We start from the raw sequence: 20,781 nt of genomic DNA, 5'->3' as shown, positions 1-20,781 counted from the left end.
GTTCAAGAGGCGCCGTAGAGTCACCACTGAACACACTTGAACGTGTTCAAGTCGAGGGGGACGGCGATGTCGGTACTTGTCGGTGCGATCGTGACGCTGGGCATGCTGGTGGTGGTCCCTGCGGGGCTGCAACTGATCGGTGCACCCGAGCTGGACCGCATGCGCCGTCTGTGGCTGCTCTTCGCCGTGCCCGGTGCCGCCGCCCTGTGGCTGCCGCGCGGTCTGCCCGCCACCGCCCTGGCGGTCTGCTACGCGCTCGGGACCGTCCTCCTCGCCCTGCACGCTCCGCGCCGGCTGCTCCGCAACCTCACGACGCCCGGAGTCTCCGCCACGGCACCTGCCGAGATCGCCCTGCTCACCGCCCTGGTGACGCCGTCGATCGCCGCCACCGCACTGGTCGCGGAGCGCTCGGGGCACACGCTCTTCGGCTTCGGGCTCGGCATCCTCGCACTGACCGTGCCGCACTTCCACTACGCCGGATTCGCCGCCGCGCTGGTCTCGGGCCTCGTCTGCCGGACCGCCGACAGCCCCGCGGGAAGATTCGCCGCGCTGAGCGTGCCACTGGGCACCCTGCTCGTCCTGATCGGCTACTTCATCGGGGACTGGGCCGAGCTGGCCGGCGCGGTCGTCCTGACCGCGGGAATGTGGACCGTCGCCCTCCTCACCTGGCGGTCGATCCGTGACCGGAACCGGGACCGGATCACCCGGGCGCTGCTCGCCGTCTCGTCCGCCGTCCTCGCGGTCACCATGGTGCTCGCACTGAGCTGGGCACTCGGCGAGGCCACCGGACTCCCGCACCCCACACTGACCTGGATGGCCGCCACCCACGGCCTCGGGAACGCACTGGGCTTCGCACTCTGCTCGGTGCTCGCCTGGCAGCGACTCCGCAACCGCACCGACCACGAAGGAACGACCGCATGAGCACCCTCACCTATCCCGAGGTCGGCGCCACCCGCCTCGGCCCGCTCCCCGACGGATACCACCACCTCCACCACCGGACCCGGGTCGGACGCGGCCGCGCCGACTTCGAGGCGGCGGGCGCGGCGGTCACCGACTGGCGCATGCATCGCACCAGCGGCGCCAGGGTGCGCGCCTCGGCGGCCCGCGCCGAGGCCGGGGTCTGCGTCCGGGTGTCGCTGGGCATCGGCCCGTTCCGGTTCACCGCGCCCTGCCGGGTCGTCTGGGCCGCGTACGAGCAGGACCGCATCGGGTTCGGCTACGGAACCGAGGCCGGGCACCCGGAACGCGGCGAGGAGTCCTTCGTGGTGGAGCTGGCGGACGACGGGGCGGTGTCGTTCACCGTCATGGCGTTCAGCCGCCCGGCCGCCTGGTACGCCGGGCTCGCGGGGCCCCTCGTACCGGTGGCTCAGCGGTGGTACGCCCGGCGGCTCGGTACCACGCTGCGCCGCATCGTCGGTGAGGGCCGCGGCGAGCGCGTCTGAGAGCCTGTCGGGTGACCTTCGATCGGGTAGCGGACGCGGTCTGGTGCGTGCGATTCCAAGGCGCCGGGATGTCCTCGGATGGGGTCTCCCCTGCTCGAACGAAGCTGAGAGCTTGGGGAAGGAGCTACTTGGGCATTTCGGCAACGCGGGAAGCGTGCGTACCAGGGCGTGGCCGCCCGATCAGAGGTCACCCGACAGGCTCTGAAGGGCTGAGCCGGGCCACCGGGCCGATACTGGAGGTGATGGAGTGGTTCACCGCGGACGGGTACTGGCTCAGCCGGCTGATCTTCCAGCGGGCTCTCGCCGGCGTGTATCTGTTCGCCTTTCTCACCGCCGTGCTCCAGTTCCGGGCGCTGATCGGTGAGCGCGGCATGCTGCCCGTGCCCGACTTCCTGCGGCGCACGGACTGGCACAGCGCGCCCGGCCTCTTCCGGCTCCACTACTCCGACCGTTTCTTCGCATGCGTCTCCTGGACCGGCTGCGCGCTCGCGGTCGCCCTGCTCGCGGGGGTAGACTCGTACGTTCCGCTCTGGACGGCGATGCTGCTCTGGGCGCTGCCCTGGGCGCTCTATCTCTCGATCGTCCAGGTCGGCCAGACCTGGTACAGCTTCGGCTGGGAGTCGCTGCTGCTGGAGACCGGCTTCCTCGCCGTGTTCCTCGGCAACGCACACACGGCTCCGCCCGTCCTGGTGCTCTGGCTGTTGCGCTGGGTGCTGTTCCGGGTGGAGTTCGGCGCCGGGATGATCAAGATCCGCGGCGACGAATGCTGGCGGAAGCTGACGTGCCTGTACTACCACCACGAGACCCAGCCGATGCCGGGACCGCTGAGCTGGTTCTTCCACCGGCTGCCGAAGTCCGTCCACCGGGTCGAGGTGGCCGCGAACCACGTCACCCAACTTCTGGTGCCGGTACTCCTCTTCACTCCGCAGCCGGTGGCGAGCGCGGCCGCGGGGCTGATGATCGTCACCCAGCTGTGGCTGGTCCTCTCGGGGAACTTCGCCTGGCTGAACTGGGTGACGATCACCCTCGCGCTGTCCGCCGTCGACTGGTCCCTGTTCACCGAACCTCCCTCGCAGTCCGCGCCGCCCCTCTGGTACGAGATCGTCGTCCTTGCCGTCACCGCGCTGGTGGTGTTCCTCAGCTACCGCCCGGCACGCAACCTGGTCTCCCGCCGCCAGGTGATGAACCGCTCGTTCGATCCGCTGCACCTGGTCAACACCTACGGCGCATTCGGCAGCATCAGCCGGGTCCGGCTGGAGGTCGCGGTCGAGGGCACGGACGACCCGGTGCTCCACGACGGCACGGTCTGGCGGGAGTACGGCTTCCGCGGCAAGCCGGGCGATCCGCGCCGGCTGCCCCGTCAGTTCGCCCCGTACCATCTGCGGCTCGACTGGCTGATGTGGTTCGCGGCGCTCTCCCCCGCGTACGCGGGCCCCTGGTTCGGCCAGTTCGTGGAACGGCTGCTGGAGAACGACCGGGACACGCTGCGGCTGCTGCGTCACAACCCGTTCCCGGACGCCCCGCCCACGCATGTCCGCGCCAGGGTGTACCGCTACCGGTACACGACCTGGCGCGAACTGCGGGCCACCGGACGCTGGTGGCACCGCACCTACGTACGGGACTTCATGCCTCCCGTCTCACTCGGCCCGGCCTGGCTCAGCCCGACCAGGCGACCTTGAACACCCAGGCGTGCTCTCCGGTCCTGCGGGCCGCCGCCGGTACGTCGATCACCAGGGAGCCGCCCGTGATGCGCCAGCGGAGCGGCCGGTCGTGACCGAGCAGGGTGACCCGGTCACCGCTGCGGATCGGCACCGGGGCCTCGACGGTGAGCGTCGCACCCGGCCGCGCCAGGGAGTGGATGTAGAACGCCCTGCCGGGCCGTACGGTGAACCGCAGATCCTCGCCGAGCTGCGGCATCCGTGCCCAGTACGTGGTGTCGTAGATCGCCTCCCCGTTGGTCTTCAGCCACTCCCCCGTCTCGCGCAGCCTGCGCTGCATGATGCCGGGGATCGTGCCGTCGGCCCTCGGGCCGATGTCGAGCAGGAAGTTGCCGTTCTTGGAGACGATGTCGACGAGCGAGTGCACGATCTCCTCGGCCGTCATGTACTTCTCGTCCGGCGTCCCGGCGTTGTAGCCGTAGCTGAACGGGTCGAGGCCGCGGCTGGACTCCCACTTCGCGGTGACGATCTGGTCGTACGTCGTGTACTCGGGCGTCGTGAAGTCGTGCGGGCCGATCCCGGAACGGTTGTTGACGGTGACGTCGATCGGGCGGGACCGGTTCTTGGCGTGGTTGAAGTACTCGGCCAGCACCCGGTGGCTGTCGTTGTCGCCACCGATGTCGCACCAGAGGATCTCGGGGTCGTAGCCGTGGATCAGCTCCAGCATCTGCGGGCCCTGGAACTCGGTCACATAGTTCTTGCCGGCCGTGTATCCGGCGTACGGGACCGGCTCCAGGGTGTACGGATTGCGCGGGGCGTGGCCCATCCACGGGTGGTCGGGGTTGAACCACTCGGGCATCGAGAAGTACAGCCCGGGATGGAGTTCGGGGGTGTAGCGGCGCGAGGCGTCGAAGAGTTCCCTGACGAGGTCCCGCTTCGGCCCCATCTTCACCGCGTTGCGGTCGGAGAGCCTGGTGTCCCAGAGCGCGAAGCCCTCGTGGTGCTTCGAGGTGAGGACGTGGTACTGGGCGCCGGCGTCCCGGAACAGCTCCACCCAGGAGCGCGGATCGAAACGCTCGGCGCGGAACATCGGGATGAAGTCGTCGTAGCCGAAGGACTCGCCGTAGGTGTCACGGTGATGGGTGTACGTGGGGTTGCCGGGGTCCTGCATCTGGTTCCAGTACCACTCGGCGTACTGCGTACCGACGGGTGCCCAGGCAGGCACGGAGTAGATCCCCCAGTGGATGAAGATCCCGAACTTCGCTTCCTGGAACCAGTACGGCGCCTGGTGGGTGGAGAGGGAGTCGTCCGTCGGGGCGTAGTCGGGGACGCCGAGGGTGAGCGAACGCCGGACGGTGGCGGCCTGCTGTCCGCGTCCGCGTGCGACGACGTTGCCGTCCCGGGCGGTGCCGGGTGCGGTGCCGGGCCTGTTGCGGATGCCGATGCGGACGCGGGCCTGATCGCCCGGGGCGAGCCGGGTGATGCGGGCGGGTGCGACGGTGCGCGCCCCGGGCACGTCCACGGCGAGTGTGAGGCCGTCGGAGGCGAGGATGCCGACCGTGCCCGCGTTGACGACGGTGGCCTCGACGCTCTGGGCTCCGGAGTCCAGCAGCGAGGTGGTGGAGTGGGCGTCGCGCAGCGTCAAGGCCCTTCCCTGTGCCGCCGGTTGGAGGGTGAGCGCGAAGATGTGCAGGGACGGCTTGCCGGCCTCGGCGGGCTGGGTGGTGGGAAGAGTGAGCGCAACGGCTTCCCTGGACGGGTCGAGCGCGATCTCGGTGACGGCGATGGAGACCTGGTGCCCGTCCTTGCCGCCGTCGGCCGCGTAGCGGTACGCGGCGGTGACGGCGCCACTCCCCGAATACCAGTCGGGGCCACCGAGGACCGCGGCCGAGGTGGTGCCGTCGGCGTAGTGGACCGTGGCCCCGCCGGACGCGGCGCCGTAGCTGCACGCGGTGAGGAGGAGTCCGGAGAGATACCGGCCCGGTGGAAGGCTGATGCGCTGGCCGAGGGCGACGATGTTGTTCTTGGCACCCGCTGCCGAGGCGGGGAAGAGGAACGCTGTGCCATTGATCTCCCGTTCCCCGGCGGGGAGTTCCTCGCCGGGGAAGGTGTAGCCGGAGCCGTCGAAGTCGCCGCCGCGGGCATCGGCGGTGTCGATGCCGTCGTTGTCGAACCACTCGTCGAGGGGCACCGGGACGGCGGCGGGGACGGTGCCCCAGCCGCCGTCCGCAACGTCGGCCTCTGATTGCGCTGGTACGGCTCCGATCCGCGGATCGGCATCGGCGGTGGCGGGGGTGAGCAGGGCGGCGCCGACTGCCACCCCTGCCGTCATTCCGAGTACATGGCGCCTGGGAAGTTCGGTCATGACATCCGATGATTGGATCGTGTCGCGAACCTGTCAATGGAGTCTTCCAGACGGAACGAAACCCTCTCTCCTCAACCATCCGATGACTGAGTGCGGTCGCCCCCGGGCAATCAGCCCCGCTCGAAGCAGTGGAAGCGGCCGATGGCGGAGAAGCCACGGCGCTCGTACCAATGTCGTGGCCAGTCCGCCGCATCAGCAGTCAGGAATCGGATACGGCAATCCTTTTCGGCGGCCAGGCGCAAGGCGGTGGTCAGGACGGCATCGGCGTAACCGCGCCCGAGGTGGGCCTCCGAGGTGACCAGGTCCTCGATCTGGGCTGTGCCGGTTGCCGGGTCCAGATAGAGGTCGCCCCATGAGGCGACCTCGCCCTCCTCCGTGCGGGCGCCGAGGAAGTGCACGACGTCGGCCCCGCGACGGCGGGCCTGGCGTCGGTCGACGAGGTCGCGCAGGACCTCGTCGTCGGCATCCGGAAGGAAGCCCCGCCATCGCCGGGTGAGTGGGATACGCAGCGCGTCGAGATCCATCTCCTCCGCGGGTCCACCGCTCGGCACCGGGCCTGTGTGCAGCATGACCAGATAGGTGGAGTGGGTGTACGCGGCCCGGATCAGTGGCTCTGCGCACGCCCTTCCGACTTCGTCGTCAAGGACAGAGATCAGTCGGTGTGGCAGATGCCCCAGCGCCTCCTCCGCGATGGCGGGCAGCGCCTCGGAGTCAACGGCCGTGTCGATGACAACCTGGTTGTTCGCCCGGGAATGCGCGAAGGCGTCGTCATAGGCGGCGAACCCGCCCGGGAGGTCGACGACGTGCGCGGCCTGGCGGCGGGCAAAGGCCGAGAGGAAGGAGTTGATCCGCTGGAGTTCTGGGGTTGGCATGGGAGGAGCGTAGGCAGCCGTGGACCACGACCGCCCACGGACTATCTCCGGCACGCATGATGCCCCCGAGCCCCGGCCCGCGTGATGCAGCCGGAGCTCGGGGTTCGGTGCCCGAGTAAGTGGACTCAGTCGATGCCGGGCAGGATGTGCGGCTCGGCGAGGTCGTCCTCGTAGCCGGCCAGCCGGATCGGTGCGGACCTGGCCCAGACCTCGATGTTCCGGAGCTTCTCGGGACCGCGGGCCCGTTCTCCGTGACGTTCGGCCGGTCGTTTCTCGTGCTTCGTCAGTTCTGGTGTCGTCACCGCGCACTCCTTTGTGTCGCGTAGCCCCGGGCGTCACCGACGCCCCGGCCTCACGACCGGGAGTCGACCACCCGCGAGGGCAGGGGCAAAAACTGTTCGGTCGCGGTGGCGCCGGATACGGGGCGGGACGGCGACTCGGTTGACAAGCCTGTCCCAGGACGGCCGAGGAGGATTTGTGGACTCCCCGGTGACGTCCGTTCGCACCAGAGTAACCATATGAGCACGTTCCCGCTCGATGGAACGTATGCCGTAGATCACTTTCAGCCACTTCGGGCGGAAAAAGCCTGCGGAAAAATACCTGGACAGGACCGGCATCCCGGCCCGGCCCATGGCACCGCACGCGCGGCTCGAACTGCCGACTACCAGTTCGCGGGCGCGTAATCCTTGAGGAAGCAGCCGTACAGGTCCTCGCCCCCCTCGCCGCGCACGATCGGGTCGTAGACGCGGGCGGCGCCGTCGACCAGGTCGAGCGGGGCGTGGAAACCCTCCTCCGCAAGACGGATCTTGTCGGGGTGCGGGCGCTCGTCGGTGATCCAACCGGTGTCCACGGCGGTCATCAGGATGCCGTCCTTCTCGAACATCTCCTGGGCGCTGGTGCGGGTGAGCATGTTCAGCGCGGCCTTGGCCATGTTGGTGTGCGGGTGGCCCGCGCCCTTGTAGCCGCGGCTGAACACCCCTTCCATCGCGGACACATTGACCACGTAGGAGCGCTTGGCGGCCGTTGCCGCCATCGCCGGACGGAGCCGGCTGATCAGGATGAACGGCGCGGTGGAGTTGCAGAGCTGAACCTCCAGCAGCTCGATCGGCTCGACCTCCTCGACCGTCTGGATCCAGCTGTTGGTGTCATGCAGGTCGGGCACGAGGCCGCCCGCGTCGATCGCCGTTCCGGCGGCGATCCGCTCCAGCGAGGCCGACCCGGTGACCAGGGCGAGCTCGGTCACGTCCTGTGCGGTCAGTCCTTCCTTGCGGGCGGCCGGGAGAGCCGCGACACGGTCGACGGTGCCGCTGCCGAAGGTGCCGATGACCTCCGCGGCGGGCAGCTCGCCCGCCGGAAGCGGGGCCGACTCGGCGTTGACCAGTTCGCTGTACGCGTTCGCGGAGCGCCGCACCGTCTGCGCCGCGTTGTTGATCAGGATGTCCAGCGGGCCCTCGGCCGCGACCGAATCGGCGAGCGCGACGACCTGGGCGGGGTCACGCAGATCGATGCCGACGATCTTCAGCCGGTGGATCCACTCGTCACTGTCCGGCATCGCCTTGAAGCGGCGGATCGCGTCGTTGGGGAAACGCGTGGTGATGGTGGTGTGCGCACCGTCGCGCAGCAGCCGCAGCGCGATGTACATGCCGATCTTCGCGCGGCCACCGGTGAGGAGCGCGCGCCGGCCGGTGAGGTCGGTCCGCGCGTCGCGGCGCGAGCGGTTCTCCTGCGCGCACTGCCGGCAGAGCTGGTGGTAGAACGCGTCCACCTCGACGTACCGGGTCTTGCAGATGTAGCAGGACCGGGGGCGCTGGAGGACCCCCGCGATCTCGGCACGCGCCGAGGACGACGGCAGGACCCCCTGGGTCTCGTCGTCGATGCGGTCGGCCGAACCGGTGGCGGTGGCCTCGGTGACGGCCTTGTCGTGCGCGGTCTTGGCCGCGCGGCGCTCCTGGCGGCGGCGCTGTTTCACGGTCCGGTAGATCCCGGCCGTGGCACGGCGCACGGCGATGGCGTCGGGGTGGTCGACCTCGATGGTGTCGAGTTCGTCGAGCACGCCCAGGCAGACGGCCAGCCGCTCCGGGTCGATACCGGGACCGAACTCCTCAGTACCGGAAGCGAACTCCGGGCTGTCCTCTGTCACCGTCATTGCCGTTCCTCTGTCGTTTGTCCCTCGTGGCGCCGACCGCCGTACCTGCTCCTGCCGGGCCGAACGCCCCGGTCAAGTCTGCCATGCACGGGACGCTGCTCCGTTCGTGTGATGTCACTCGCCAGACGCGCGGGGAACGGGGCCGTCCGGCCCGCGTGCGCGCGGGAAACCTCGCCGGGAACAGCGCCGTCCCGACCCGACGGCTCCGCCGCCATCGGGTCACATATGCTTCCCTGCGATACGGCCGGGGCTGAGCCGTGCCGTCCGTACGAGGGGGTGGAGAGTGGCCGAACTCCCGGCGGGCGGCTCTCCCGCCAGACCTTTCGTGCGCTCGGCCGGCGTCCCTGTGCAGAACGGGCTTTCCCCGGCCGGCAACGGCTCCGTCGACGATTCGGTGTGGAAGGTCGACGCCGTGGTCCTGCTGGTCGAGGACGACGCCGGCGACGCCCTCCTCGTCGAGGAGATGCTCGCGGACGGCGAACTGGACTCCGCGCTGACCTGGTGCAGGACACTCGCACAGGCGCGCGGGTTCCTGGCCGGCTGCCGGACCCCGTGCTGCGTACTGCTCGATCTGCATCTGCCCGATGTCCACGGTCTGGACGCGGTGACCCAGATCGTCGAGTCGGCGCCCGACGCGGCCATCGTGGTGCTGACCGGCAGGGCCGAGGCCGATACGGGCCTGTCGGCCGTGGCGACCGGCGCCCAGGACTACCTCGTCAAGGGCCGGCTCGATCCGGAGGCGCTGGGCCGCTCGGTCCGTTACGCCCTCCAGCGCAAGCAGGTCGAGCGGGCCGCCGCGGCGCTGCGCGCCAACCGGCTGATGGCGCAGGAGAACGCCCGTCTCGAACGCGGGCTGCTGCCCGTGCCCCTGCTGCACGACGATTCCTTCGAGGCGGTGGCCCGGTACGCTCCGGGCCGGGCGCACGCCCTGCTCAGCGGTGACTTCTACGACGTGGTGCAGACCTCGGACGGCACGGTGCACGCGGTGATCGGCGATGTGTCGGGCCACGGGGCCGCGGAGGCGGCGCTGGGTGTCTGTCTGCGGGTGGCCTGGCGCACGGCGGTGCTGTGCGCCACCGACCGGCTCGAACAGGTCCGGCTGCTGGAGGAGATCCTGGTCGCCGAACGCTCCGACCCGCATGTCTTCGCCACCGTCACCTCACTGGCCTTCGCACCGGACCGGCGCCGGGTGCAGGTGGTGCGGGCCGGTCACCCCGGTCTGTTGCTGCGCAGCGGCGCCCGGGTGAGCTGGGTCGAGCCCGATCCCGGGATGGCCCTGGGGCTGCTGCCGGGGACGGGGCGGTGGAGCGTCTCGGAACTGTCCCTGCCCGGGGACGGCCGGCTCGTCCTCTTCACGGACGGCCTCTTCGAAGGGCGTACGGGGCCGGGCTCCCGGCTGGGCGAGGAGGGACTGCTCGCCCTGGCCCGCAGCCACGGGGCGCTGGCCTCCCGCGCCTTCGTGGACACCCTGGTCGACGAGGCCGCGGAGGCGGCGTCCCCGTACGGCGGTCTCGCCGACGACGTGGCCGTGCTCCATCTGGGCTGGGGACGGGAGACGCCGCGATGAGCGGCCGGGGCACATCGCCGGAGCCCCGGCGCGGCCTGACCTCGCGGCTGTCGGTCCAGAACTGCGTCCACCTGATCCTCGCCGTGTTCGTGCTGGTCATCTGCGCGGGCCTGACCGTCGGCGGCGTGGTCCTGTCCCGGATATCCGACCGCACCACCGAGTTGGTGGACCGCATCCAGCCCGCCCGCTCCTCGTCCTTCCAGTTGCAGAACGCACTGCTGGACCAGGAGACCGGGGTCCGCGGATTCGCGCTCACCGGCGACCCGGTCTTCCTGCAGCCCTACGAGGCGGGAATGCGGGACGAACAGCTGCGGATGGCCAGGATGCGTGCTCTCGTCGGGGACGAACAGCCCTTCGCCCGCGATCTCGACCGGATCGCCGCGGCCGCCCGGGAATGGCGCAGCCGGCATGCCGAGCCGCTGGTCGCCGCGGTCCGCCGGGACGGCCCGGCGTCCGAGTCCTCCGCCCCGATCCGGCGGAGCAAGGACGAATTCGACACCCTGCGGCGGCTGTACACGACGCAGCAGGCGCACCTGGACGTGGCGCGCGACCGGGCCCGCGCCGATCTGAGTGCCGCCCGCACCACCCGTGACAGGGTGGTCGTCTCGCTGCTCGTGGGCTTTCTGCTCGCGGTCGGCTCACTGAGTCTGCTGCTGCACCGGATGGTGGGCCGGCCGCTCGGCCGGCTGACCGCCGCCTCGGAGACGGTCAGCTCGGGGGCGTTCGGCAACCGGATCGAGGTCGACGGGCCGTCCGATGTGCGGGCGGTGGCAACGGCCGTGGAGGACATGCGCCGCCGCATCGTCGAGGAGCTCGCCGAGTCCCGGGACCGCGAGGCGCTGCTGGCGGAACAGGCGCAGGAGCTGCGCCGGTCCAATGCCGAACTGGAGCAGTTCGCCTACGTCGCCTCGCACGATCTGCAGGAGCCGCTGCGCAAGGTCGCCTCGTTCTGCGATCTTCTGGACAAGCGGTACGGTGCGGAACTCGACGACCGGGCGCGGCAGTACATCGACTACGCGGTCGACGACGCCGGGCGGATGCAGGTGCTGATCGACGATCTGCTCACCTTCTCCCGCACGGGGCGGGTGCACGACCGGTGGAAGCCGGTCGATCTCGACCGGTCGCTCGACCGGGCGCTGGCCAATCTCGCGCTGGCCGTGGAGGAGTCCGGTGCCACGGTCGTACGGGAGGGTCCGCTGCCCGCGCTGACCGGGGACCCGACGGCGCTCTCCATGGTCTGGCAGAACCTGATCGGCAACGCGCTGAAGTTCCGCCGCCCCGACGTACCGTGCCGGATCGCGGTCGGCTGCGTACGGGAGGGCGACGAGTGGCACTTCCGGGTGGCGGACAACGGCATCGGTATCGCGCCGGAGTTCTCGCAGAAGGTGTTCGTCATCTTCCAGCGCCTGCACGGCAGGGACGAGTACGAGGGCACGGGCATCGGTCTGGCTCTCTGCCGGAAGATCGTGGAGGTCCACGGGGGCCGCATCTGGCTGGACCCGGAGACCGCCGAGGGCACCTGCATCCGCTTCACGTTGCCGGTCGCCCCCGCCGTACCCGCCCGCACCGAGGCGCGGCGGCTCGCCGCGGACTCCGTCACCGGGAGTCCCGGCCATGGCTGAGATCAACCGGGTTCTCCCCGGAGTGGGACCGTTCGTCGCGGGTAGGCGAACGTCGAGAAGCTGTCATCGAACACCCCTGCGTCGCCCTGGCTGGAGCACATGAACGAACAGGTCACCTCGCGACCGGCCGACCGGCCCACGGAGGTTCTGCACAGCGCCGAGGTGTTCGACGGCGAACCCGGCTGCATCGCGCGGGCCCGGGCCCTGGCCGACCGATTTCTTGTCCGGCTGGCCGCCGAGTGGCTCGCCGTGTTCGGCGAGCACACCCGCGGCGATCTGATGCTGGCCGTGAGCGAGCTGGTCACCAATGCGGACCGCTACAGCCAGGGCCCGTATCTGCTGGAGCTGGAGGGCACCGCGGAACGTGTCAGCGTCACGGTGTACGACAGCAGCACGGCCCTGCCGCTGTTCTACTCACCCGACCCGGCGCGCCCCGGTGGTCACGGCATGGAGATCGTGGTGGCCCTGTGCGACCGGCTGACCGCCGAGCGCGTACCGGTGGGCAAGCGCATCCGGGCCGAGTTCGAGCTGAGCAGCTGAGCTGGGGAGCGGGCGGGACACCGCCCGCCCCCCAGCTCACGGTCAGCCCAGCGCGGGCGGGGCCGCGCTGGTCGAAGTACCCCAGGACGACGGCTCGGCGCCCACTGTGAAGGAGAGCGAACCGGCCGAGCGGATGTCGTCGGTGGTGAGATAGGTCCGGTGCTGGGCCGCGCCGTCGAGCCGGGCCGACTGGATGTAGCGGTCGGTGGCCGAGGTGCCGGGTGCGCTGACCGTGAACGATCCGCGCGGGTAGTAACGGCGGTCGAGCCTGATGTCGACGCGCTCGAAGGCCGGTGTGGACAGGCCCCAGGTGTCGGTGCCCGGCTGGACCGGGAAGACGCCGATGGAGGACAGCACCATCCAGGCGGACATGGTGCCGAGGTCGTCGTTGCCCGTCATGCCGGTCGGGGTGTCGGTGAACAGGGTGAGGGCCGCGTGCACCACATCGGTGGTCTTCCACGGCTGGCCGGTGGAGAGATAGGTGTACGGGGCGATCAGGTCGGGCTCGTTCTGCGGGTTGTACTTGTCCGCGTTGTAGTAGGCGTACGGGCCGTTGACCCAGACCTCGCGGGCGGTTCTCGCCGGGTCGGCGAGGAGTTTGTCGTACGCGAAGAAGGAGTCGAGCCGCTGGTTGGCGGCGTCCTTCCCGCCGATCAGTCCGACCATGCCGGGCAGGTCCTGTGGCACGAGCCACTGGTACTGCCAGGACGTGCCCTCGTGGAATCCCTCGCTCCGGGCCGGGTCGGCGGGGCCGGTGAACATCCCGGCGGTGTCGCGGGCGCGGAAGAAGCCGGTCGAGGGATCGAAGATCCTCCGGTAGTTCTGGGCGCGTTCCGTGTACCGCTTCGCGTCGGCGTCATGGCCGAGATCGCGGGCCATCTCGCCGAGCATCGCGTCGGAGAGCGCGTACTCCAGGGTGGCGGAGGCTCCGTGGTCGAAGTCCGAGTCACCGGGCTTGGCGTGCGGACGGTCCTTGATGTACGGGGCGAACCCGTCCTTCAGGTACTGCGTGTTCGCTTCGCGGCCGACGGGCGGGGAGTCGGCGGGCGGCACCCCGTCGGCGTTCTTCTTCAGGGCCCGGTACGCCTCCTCCTCATGCCCCTTCAGCAGCCCCTGCTGGTAGGCGTTGGTGAGATAGGGGGTGACCGGGTCGCCGGTCATGATGTTCGTCTCGACCGTCCCGTAGCCCCACTTGGGGAGCCAGCCGCTCTCGGCGTCGATGCGCAGGACCGAGATCGCCATGTCGCGCGACTCGCGCGGGGCGAGCAGCGAGAGAAGCTGGGCCTGGGTGCGGTAGGTGTCCCAGAGGGACCAGTTCTGGTAGTACGTGAAGGCTCCGTCGGCTGCGACGGCCCGGTGGGTCTTCCGGTCCCATCCGGTGTAGCGGCCGTCGGCATCGCTGCCGACGTTGGGGGCGAGGAAGGACCGGTAGAGGGAGGAGTAGAAGGTACGCCGGAGCTGCTCGCTGCCGCCCTGCGCCTTCACGCCTTCGAGCCGCTTCTCCCAGACCTGCCGGGCGGCGTGCTCGACCCGGTCGAAGCTGCGGCCGCCCTCCGCACGGAGGTTGAGCGCGGCGCCCTCGGCGTCGACATAACTCAGGGCGGTGGTGGCCTCGACGGTACGGTCCTTCGTGGTGTCGAAGCGCAGCCAGGCGCCGTTGCGGGCGCCCGCGGCCGTGGACTTCCCGGAGCCCTCGGTGACGGTGTCGCCGTTCCAGGTGCCGGAGGTGGTGAACGGCCGGTCGAAGCGGGTGATCGTGTGGAGGGTGTACGGCTTGGTGTCCTGGCAGAAGCCGCTGCCGGTGATCGCGGTCCGTACCGTCCGGTTGTCGAGGATCTCGACCTCGGACGAGAGCGTCCGGTGCAGCGACTGGCCCGCGTTGAGCAGGACGTTGGCCTTGTCGGTGGCCGGGAAGGTGTAGCGCTGTACGCCGGTGCGGGTGCTCGCGGTGAGTTCGGCACCGATCCCCGTCTTCAGCCCGACCCTGTAGTAGCCGGGGCTCGCCTTCTCGTCGTCGTGGCTGAACTCCGCGGCGTACTTCGCGTAGTCGGTCTGCGTGACGTCCCCGGTCGTGGGCAGGGTCGGCAGGTCGCCGCCGAGTCCGCAGCCGACGCCGGAGAGATGGACGGCGGAGAAGCCCCGTATGTGGTTCTCGCCGTAGTCGTACCCGGTGTTGTGGCCGGTGTCCGGGGAGAACTGCACCATGCCGAAGGGGACGGAGGCGCCGGGGTAGGTGTTGCCCTCGTTCTGGGTTCCGATGAACGGGTTGACCAGGTCGGTCAGTTGTCCGCCGGTCCGGGGCGCGGCCCGGGCCGTGGCCCCGGTGGTGAGGACACCGCCGAGGAGCGCGACGACGGCAAGAGCGGCCGCCGGGCCGCGGAGACGCGGCCATGGGGTCCGGTGCATGGATACTCCTCCTTGGACAACGTTGTCAGAGCGCGATCATTCTTGGTTCCGCGGCGACCCCCGTCAAGGGTTCGGACGCGAGCGCCCCGGCCCGGTACGGGTGGGGCGCTCGTCGGGCCCCCGCGGCGACGGCTCGGAGAGGACCTGGATTCATGACGGCCGACGGTCGGCGGAAGGGCTCGGCGCGTGGTCGAAGACGCAGTCACCGCACAGGCCGCCGTCGGGACAGCGGTAGTACAGGCAGCAACTGCGGCGGCGGAACGCCGGGTCGTGCGGGGCACCGGTGTTCCGGAGGTCGGGGTGGTCGAACAGTTCGGCGGCCAGTGCGCGGGCCCGTACGGACACGTCGGGGCGTCGGTTGCTCCGTGCCCAGGCGACCAGTTCGCGCAGGGCTCCTGCCAGCGCCGACCCCGCATTGCCCCACAGCAGCCGGTTCGACAGGGGGCCGTCCCGGTGGATCGCCTCGGCGAGGGGCACGAGATGGCCGAACTGAACGGTCTCCCGGATCCGGCCGGCGGTGGCGGGCAGCATTTCGGAGGTGCTCAGCCACAGGTCGTCGGGGGTGCCGCGCCGTGGGTCCCAGTGCAGGGCATCGGGCGGGAGGTCGGGGAAGCGGCCGGTCAGCGCTGCCGGGCCGAGCGCCATCGACCAGAGGCGGGAGGCCAGCCCCAGGTGTGCGATGGAGGCGGCGACTCTGCGCTCGGGGGTACGGAGCCGGGCGGCGACTTTATCGATTCGGACCGTGAGCGGCGCGGTATCCCCCGCGTACAACAGGGCCAGCGGGCGGTGCGCCCCCTCGGGCTGCGCGGTGGTACGCAGGGCGAAGAACCCACCCACCGAGGCCGCTGCGGGCTCCTCCATCGTGCTGCTCCTTCCCGGTTCCTCGGCCGCGACCGGTGGCTCGCGGGCACTCCGGAGTGCCGCGGGCCGCGCCCCGGGGTTCACCGTAGCTCCTCGGAGTGATCGCTCCGCAGTCCTCCGGAGGGATGACTGCCGTCGGCAGGGGGACACCCTGACCTCCGCTGTACTACCAAAGCAGTACGGCGGAGTGCCACCCCAAGGACGACGACATGGGCGCCGGGAAAGGACATTGTGGTGTACATGAGTTCCCTTGCGCTGTCCGTGCTTCTGTCGCTGGTCTCCGCGGTCGCCTATGCGGCCGGGGCGATCGTCCAGGAGCGCGTGGCCGCGGCCGGAGACGGCCGCTCGCTCGCACCCTTGCGCAACCGCGCCTGGTGGGCTGCCGTGGTACTGAACGGGGTGGGCGCGGTGCTGCATGTCGTGGCGCTGGCCTACGGCCCGCTCAGCCTCGTCCAGCCGCTCGGTGCGCTGACCATCGTCTTCGCCCTGCCGATGGCGGCGCTCTTCGTACACCGCCGGGCGGGGGCCACCGCGTGGCGCGGCGCGATCATGGCGACCGTCGGTCTGGCGGGCCTGCTGGCGCTCACCGGGGACGGCGAAGCGCGGGCGCTGAGCGGTCCGGACCAGCTGATGCTGGCCGGTATGACGCTCGGCGGGATCGCGGTGCTCTTCCTGATCTCCAAGGGTGTGCGCCGACCGGTGGTGAGGAGCGTGGTCCTGGCCGGGGCAGCGGGAGTGGCATTCGGTATCGCCTCAGTGTTCACGAAGACGGTGGCGATGCAGTGGGCGTCCGGTGCGGCAGGGGCCGGCATGCCGACGCTGCCGGCGATCGCCGTCTTTGCGGCAGCCGGGCTGTTGTTGTCCCAGGTCGCCTACCGGGGTGCCGGGCTGACCGCACCGCTGGCCACGGTGACCGTGATGAACCCGGTGGTGGCCGCGACCGTCGGCATCACCATGTTCGACGAGCACTTCCGGCACGGTACGGCGGGCACCATGCTCGCGCTGGCGTGCGGAGTGGTCGCCGCGGGCGGGCTGATCCTGCTGACGACGGAACAGCTTGACGCGGAACACCGCGCCGGGCAGCGGGCGGGGAGCGCGCACCCGGTCGTCGCAGTGGGTGGGACGGACGGGATGTCCGGCGCCGACGGAACCCCCGAACCTGCGTTCGGTCTGCCCCGGGCGGCGCGGCCGGATCTCGCTCTTCCCGAGCCCGCCGCTTCGATGCCCGTCCCGTCGGCGGGTGCGGCTCCGGCGCCCGCCGCGGCCGCCGAAGCCGGCACGGTGGCCTTCTCGGGAGCCCCGCTGCTGCCTCTGCTGAAGCCGCTGGAGTGCCGGATCGGGCAGGGGAAGTTCGGGCCCGGCGGGTCGTCGTACACCCGCGCCGCACGACGGGACGGCGCGTCGTCCGCGGCCGCCGACGATGCCGGACCGCCCCTTCAGACGCTGACGCCGCCCGCCCTGAGGTAGGCCAGCGGGTCGATGTCCGAGCCGTAGCCGGGGCCGGTACGGATCTCGAAGTGCAGGTGCGGGCCGGTGACGTTCCCGGTGGAGCCCGAGCGGCCGATCCGCTGCCCCGCCGAGACGTGCCGGCCCTCGCGCACATGGAGCGCGGACAGATGTGCGTACTGGCTGTACCTGCCGTCGCTGTGCCGGATGACGATCTGGTATCCGTACGCCCCGCCCCAGCCGGCCGAGACGACGGTGCCGGAACCGACCGCCTTCACCGAAGTGCCGGTCGGAACGGGGAAGTCGACGCCGGTGTGGTGGCCGCTGGCCCAGGACCCGGACTGGTGGTACGGGGTGCCGATACCGGCCGCGACCGGCGCGACGAGACCGGAAGCCTTCTCCACCCGCTCCGGCTTGTGGCTCTCGGTCCTGTTCGGATGCGGCTTCGGGTGCGGCTTCGGTTTCGTGGTCGGGTGGCGGGGGTTCGCGGCTCGGCGCTGCGACGCGGCCGGCTGCTGTTGCTTCGGCTCGGCCGCCCGACGCTGCGGCGTGACGTTCCCGTGCGGTGCGGTCGTCGCTTTCGGCTCGGCCTTCGCCTGCGCCTCCGTTGTCGGCTTGGCCTTCGCCTTCGGCTCCGATTTCGGCGCCGGCTTCGGCTTCGGCTTCGCTGCCTCGGTCGTGCCCGCGCCGGAACCCGTCCGCGCCGCCCGGTCCGCATCAAGACTCAGGCGCTGTCCGGGAAGGATGAGATCCGGGTCGTCCCCCACGACCTTGCGGTTCGCCGCGTACAAGTGCTGCCAGCCGCCCCGCACCTGCTTGCTCTCCGCGATCGCGGAGAGCGAGTCGCCACGGGCCACGGTGTACGACTCGCGCATGCCGGGCACGGTGGTCGGCGTGGCAGGCGTGGACGTCCGCTTCGTCCTGGGCTTCCCGGTGGTGGCCTCCCCCGGCTTCTTCACCTGACTGGCGTGCTCCGACTGGGTGTTGACGTCGGGGGCGTCCCCGCCACTCGTCAGCCCCGCCCGTGTCGAGCAGCCCGGCCAGGCACCGGGCCCCTGCCCTTCGAGCACCTTCTCCGCAATGGCGATCTGCTCGTCCTTGGTGGCCAGATCGGCGCGTGGAGCGTAGACCGTACCGCCGTAGGCCGCCCAGGTCGACCGGGTGAACTGCAGGCCGCCGAAGTGGCCGTTGCCGCTGTTGATGTGCCAGTTGCCGGTGGACTCGCAGGCGGCAACCTTCTCCCAGACGTCGGCCCCGGCGGCGCCCGCCGATGTCGCCGCGATGAGCGGGAGCGCGATGCCCGCGCCTCCCGCGGTGACCGTGAGTGAGGCGCGGTTGAGTCGACTGGGCTGGTATCTGCGGTGCCGTCCGTTCGCGGCCATGACTTGGCTCCCCCACAGGCAGTAAAACACGTCGCAAGCGCCCAACTTATGGGCAGACAAAGGCCGGTGACAAGAGAGCAGAAACGGCCCCGATGTCTATCGCGCGACAGCGAGGACGAGAGACGCAGCGGCCAGAACCAGGTGACCGCCAGGAAAGGCGATGTTGTGATACACGCGAGCACGGATGTGTACTCCGACGGCGCCGATGAAGACCAGGACGGGCCCTGTCGCGGCGGCAATGCCGATGGCCCGGACACCCAGGAGCCCCGAGGGACACCCTCTCGCCGCGCACGACGTGATCCCCTTCCGGGAACTGTGGGATGAGCCGTTCGTGGCCGCCCCGCCCGAAACCGACCGGTGGCGGGACCACTGGCTGGCCGCCGACGAACGCGACGGCCATCCGGTCCGCATCGGCGCCGTCACCGACCAGCCGGACGACTGGCTCAGCGCCATCGCCAACGGCTACGGCATCGCCCTGACCCCCGCATCCACCGCCCGCTTCTACGCCCGACCCGGCATCACCCACCGCCCCGTCAGCGGCGTCAGTCCCAGTCAGGTAGGCGTCGCCCGGGTCTCGGCCGACGACAAGCAATCCCATCGTTCAGGACTTCGTCCACTGCTGCCTGGATGCACCGTGGCCGGAGGAGACCACCACCTGATCACACGGCGGGTGCCGACTGCGCGACCCGGGTCCGCAGATCCTGCAGATTCCTGACGTGGGAATACCGGCCGACGTCCTTGACACCGAAGCCGCGGAGCGGCGCCGAGACCGTGACCTTGGCGAGATCCGTCGGCAGATCCATACGGCCCATGCCGAACAGCCGTCCCCGCGCCCCGTATCCATACTGAAGATCCTGGCATCCCGACACAGATTGCAGAGCACACAGATGAGCGGAACCGCGCAGATCGGCGTCACGGGACTCGCGGTCATGGGCCGTAATCTCGCTCGCAACTTCGCCCGCAACGGCTTCACGGTCGCCGTGCACAACCGGACGACCGCGAGGACGGACGCCCTGGTCGAGGAATTCGGCAACGAGGGTTCCTTCGTGGCCGCGCGGACGCCGGAGGAGTTCGTCGCGGCGCTGGAACGTCCACGTCGGCTGGTCATCATGGTGAAGGCGGGCGATCCGACGGATGCCGTGGTCCAGGAGTTCGCGCCGCTCCTGGAGGAGGGCGACGTCATCATCGACGGCGGCAACGCCCACTTCGAGGACACCCGCCGCCGTGAGAAGGAGCTGCGCGAGCGCGGCATCCACTTCGTGGGCGTCGGCATCTCGGGCGGCGAGGAGGGCGCGCTGAACGGGCCGAGCATCATGCCGGGCGGCTCGCCCCGGTCCTACGAGTCCCTGGGACCGCTGCTGGAGAAGATCGCGGCCAAAGCGAAGGACGGCTCCCCGTGCACCACTCACATCGGCCCCGACGGGGCCGGGCACTTCGTGAAGATGGTCCACAACGGCATCGAGTACGCGGACATGCAGCTCATCGCAGAGGCGTACGACCTGCTGCGCAAGGTGGCGGGCTACTCCCCCGCGAAGATCGCCGAGACGTTCCGCGGCTGGAACACCGGCCGCCTCGACTCCTATCTGATCGAGATCACGGCGGAGGTGCTCGCCCACACCGACGCGGCCACCGGAAAACCCTTCGTCGACATCGTGCAGGACCGGGCGGAGCAGAAGGGCACGGGCCGCTGGACGGTGCAGATCGCGCTGGATCTCGGGGTGCCCGTCTCCGGAATCGCGGAGGCCGTCTTCGCCCGCTCGCTGTCCGGCCACGCCGATCTGCGCGAGGCGGCCAAGGGCCTGGCGGGCCCCTCGGCCGCGGCGCTCGACGAGTCTGCGGCCGCGGCCTTCGCCTCCCGGGTGGAGCAGGCGCTGTACGCGTCCAAGATCGTCTCGTACACGCAGGGGTTCCATCAGATCCGGGCGGGCGGCGAGGCGTACGACTGGAACATCGACCTCGGCGCGGTGGCAGCGATCTGGCGGGCCGGGTGCATCATCCGGGCCGCGTTCCTGGACCGGATCCGGGCGGCCTACGACGCCCGCCCCGACCTGCTGAGCCTGCTCTCGGACGAACAGTTCGCCAGGGAGATCGGCGCGGCCCAGGACGACTGGCGGACGGTGGTCGCCGAGGCGGTACGGCAGGGGGTGCCCACGCCCGGGTTCGCGGCGGCCCTCTCGTACTACGACGGACTGCGCGCGGGACGGCTGCCCGCGGCGCTCACGCAGGGGCAACGCGACTTCTTCGGCGCGCACACCTATCGGCGCACGGACCGCGAGGGCTCCTTCCACACGCTCTGGGGCGGCGACCGGTCGGAGGTCGAGGCGGGCTGATCGGTGGAGCACCGGGGGCGCCGAGGATCCGATGGGTGACAGGACCGGCCCCTCCGTCGCCCGGTCGGATGACCCGGGGTGCGGTGCCGCCGTGGGTGTGCGTAAGTGGCAGCGGGCCCTCGTGTCGCCCCCGCGTGCCCGCTG

16 protein-coding genes and 1 pseudogene are annotated in these 20,781 nt (G+C 70.6%); 9 read left to right on the top strand and 8 right to left on the bottom strand.

Going from position 1 to position 20,781, the window contains the following annotated elements:
* Window positions 1–66 precede the first annotated feature (66 nt).
* The 3 genes from ACF08M_RS06490 to ACF08M_RS06480 all read left to right on the top strand — a co-directional run bounded on the left by ACF08M_RS06490 (window position 67) and on the right by ACF08M_RS06480 (window position 3,121).
* Window positions 67–921, top strand: a complete 855-nt coding sequence (locus ACF08M_RS06490) for a YndJ family protein (protein ID WP_392184112.1) — start codon at window positions 67–69, stop codon at window positions 919–921.
* Complete coding sequence (locus ACF08M_RS06485) at window positions 918–1,442, top strand: DUF1990 family protein (RefSeq protein WP_392184111.1); 525 nt, start codon at window positions 918–920, stop codon at window positions 1,440–1,442. Before ACF08M_RS06490 ends, ACF08M_RS06485 begins: the two co-directional genes overlap by 4 nt.
* A 242-nt stretch (window positions 1,443–1,684) precedes the next feature.
* Complete coding sequence (locus tag ACF08M_RS06480; protein WP_392184110.1) at window positions 1,685–3,121, top strand: lipase maturation factor family protein; 1,437 nt, start codon at window positions 1,685–1,687, stop codon at window positions 3,119–3,121.
* Here ACF08M_RS06480 and ACF08M_RS06475 read toward each other — a convergent pair.
* From ACF08M_RS06475 to ACF08M_RS06460, 4 genes are all read right to left on the bottom strand, one after another.
* Window positions 3,099–5,465 (bottom strand): alpha-L-fucosidase, encoded by a 2,367-nt coding sequence (locus ACF08M_RS06475; RefSeq protein WP_392184109.1) that lies wholly within the window; start codon window positions 5,463–5,465, stop codon window positions 3,099–3,101. The two genes, ACF08M_RS06480 and ACF08M_RS06475, sit on opposite strands and share 23 nt — an antisense overlap.
* A 110-nt stretch (window positions 5,466–5,575) precedes the next feature.
* Window positions 5,576–6,337 carry a GNAT family N-acetyltransferase gene (locus ACF08M_RS06470; protein WP_392184108.1) on the bottom strand — a complete coding sequence of 254 codons (762 nt, stop codon included), beginning with the start codon at window positions 6,335–6,337 and terminating at the stop codon, window positions 5,576–5,578.
* A 125-nt stretch (window positions 6,338–6,462) separates the two neighbouring features.
* Window positions 6,463–6,639, bottom strand: coding sequence for a hypothetical protein (locus ACF08M_RS06465; RefSeq protein WP_177328339.1), 177 nt, complete (start codon window positions 6,637–6,639; stop codon window positions 6,463–6,465).
* 359 nt (window positions 6,640–6,998) lie between these two features.
* Window positions 6,999–8,483 carry an SDR family NAD(P)-dependent oxidoreductase gene (locus ACF08M_RS06460; protein ID WP_392184107.1) on the bottom strand — a complete coding sequence of 495 codons (1,485 nt, stop codon included), beginning with the start codon at window positions 8,481–8,483 and terminating at the stop codon, window positions 6,999–7,001.
* Between the two features lie 283 nt (window positions 8,484–8,766).
* On the opposite strand from ACF08M_RS06460, the gene ACF08M_RS06455 reads away from it, so the two are divergent.
* From ACF08M_RS06455 to ACF08M_RS06445, 3 genes are all read left to right on the top strand, one after another.
* Window positions 8,767–10,050: a PP2C family protein-serine/threonine phosphatase gene (locus ACF08M_RS06455; RefSeq protein WP_392184106.1), complete on the top strand. Its 1,284-nt coding sequence runs from the start codon at window positions 8,767–8,769 to the stop codon at window positions 10,048–10,050.
* The gene (locus ACF08M_RS06450) at window positions 10,047–11,672 is read left to right on the top strand and encodes an ATP-binding protein (RefSeq protein ID WP_392184105.1); all 1,626 of its coding nucleotides are present in this window, start codon (window positions 10,047–10,049) and stop codon (window positions 11,670–11,672) included. The genes ACF08M_RS06455 and ACF08M_RS06450 overlap by 4 nt, the downstream gene beginning before the upstream one ends.
* 99 nt (window positions 11,673–11,771) lie before the next feature.
* A complete protein-coding gene (locus tag ACF08M_RS06445) occupies window positions 11,772–12,212 on the top strand; it encodes an ATP-binding protein (protein WP_392184104.1) in 441 nt (146 codons plus the stop codon).
* A gap of 42 nt (window positions 12,213–12,254) precedes the next feature.
* Here ACF08M_RS06445 and ACF08M_RS06440 read toward each other — a convergent pair whose 3' ends face one another.
* Together ACF08M_RS06440 and ACF08M_RS06435 are read right to left on the bottom strand one after the other, a co-directional pair.
* Window positions 12,255–14,618 carry a GH92 family glycosyl hydrolase gene (locus ACF08M_RS06440; protein ID WP_392184103.1) on the bottom strand — a complete coding sequence of 788 codons (2,364 nt, stop codon included), beginning with the start codon at window positions 14,616–14,618 and terminating at the stop codon, window positions 12,255–12,257.
* Window positions 14,619–14,768: 150 nt separating this feature from the next.
* The gene (locus ACF08M_RS06435) at window positions 14,769–15,479 is read right to left on the bottom strand and encodes a (2Fe-2S)-binding protein (RefSeq protein ID WP_392184102.1); all 711 of its coding nucleotides are present in this window, start codon (window positions 15,477–15,479) and stop codon (window positions 14,769–14,771) included.
* A gap of 231 nt (window positions 15,480–15,710) precedes the next feature.
* On the opposite strand from ACF08M_RS06435, the gene ACF08M_RS06430 reads away from it, so the two are divergent.
* Window positions 15,711–16,946 carry a DMT family transporter gene (locus ACF08M_RS06430; protein WP_392184101.1) on the top strand — a complete coding sequence of 412 codons (1,236 nt, stop codon included), beginning with the start codon at window positions 15,711–15,713 and terminating at the stop codon, window positions 16,944–16,946.
* Here the strand turns inward: ACF08M_RS06430 and ACF08M_RS06425 are convergent.
* Window positions 16,916–18,307: a peptidoglycan DD-metalloendopeptidase family protein gene (locus ACF08M_RS06425; protein ID WP_392184100.1), complete on the bottom strand. Its 1,392-nt coding sequence runs from the start codon at window positions 18,305–18,307 to the stop codon at window positions 16,916–16,918. The two genes, ACF08M_RS06430 and ACF08M_RS06425, sit on opposite strands and share 31 nt — an antisense overlap.
* Window positions 18,308–18,403: 96 nt before the next feature.
* A complete protein-coding gene (locus ACF08M_RS06420) occupies window positions 18,404–18,523 on the bottom strand; it encodes a hypothetical protein (protein WP_392184471.1) in 120 nt (39 codons plus the stop codon).
* Window positions 18,524–18,572: 49 nt separating this feature from the next.
* Here ACF08M_RS06420 and ACF08M_RS06415 point away from each other — a divergent pair.
* A pseudogene (locus ACF08M_RS06415) lies at window positions 18,573–18,966 on the top strand (LysR substrate-binding domain-containing protein); the annotation flags it as partial.
* A 228-nt stretch (window positions 18,967–19,194) separates the two neighbouring features.
* Complete coding sequence (gene gndA, locus ACF08M_RS06410) at window positions 19,195–20,637, top strand: NADP-dependent phosphogluconate dehydrogenase (protein ID WP_392184099.1); 1,443 nt, start codon at window positions 19,195–19,197, stop codon at window positions 20,635–20,637.
* Window positions 20,638–20,781: the final 144 nt, after the last annotated feature.

This window comes from Streptomyces sp. NPDC015032, assembly GCF_043080425.1.
Classification (GTDB): domain Bacteria; phylum Actinomycetota; class Actinomycetes; order Streptomycetales; family Streptomycetaceae; genus Streptomyces.
This window is presented reverse-complemented; position numbering and strand designations above follow the sequence as displayed.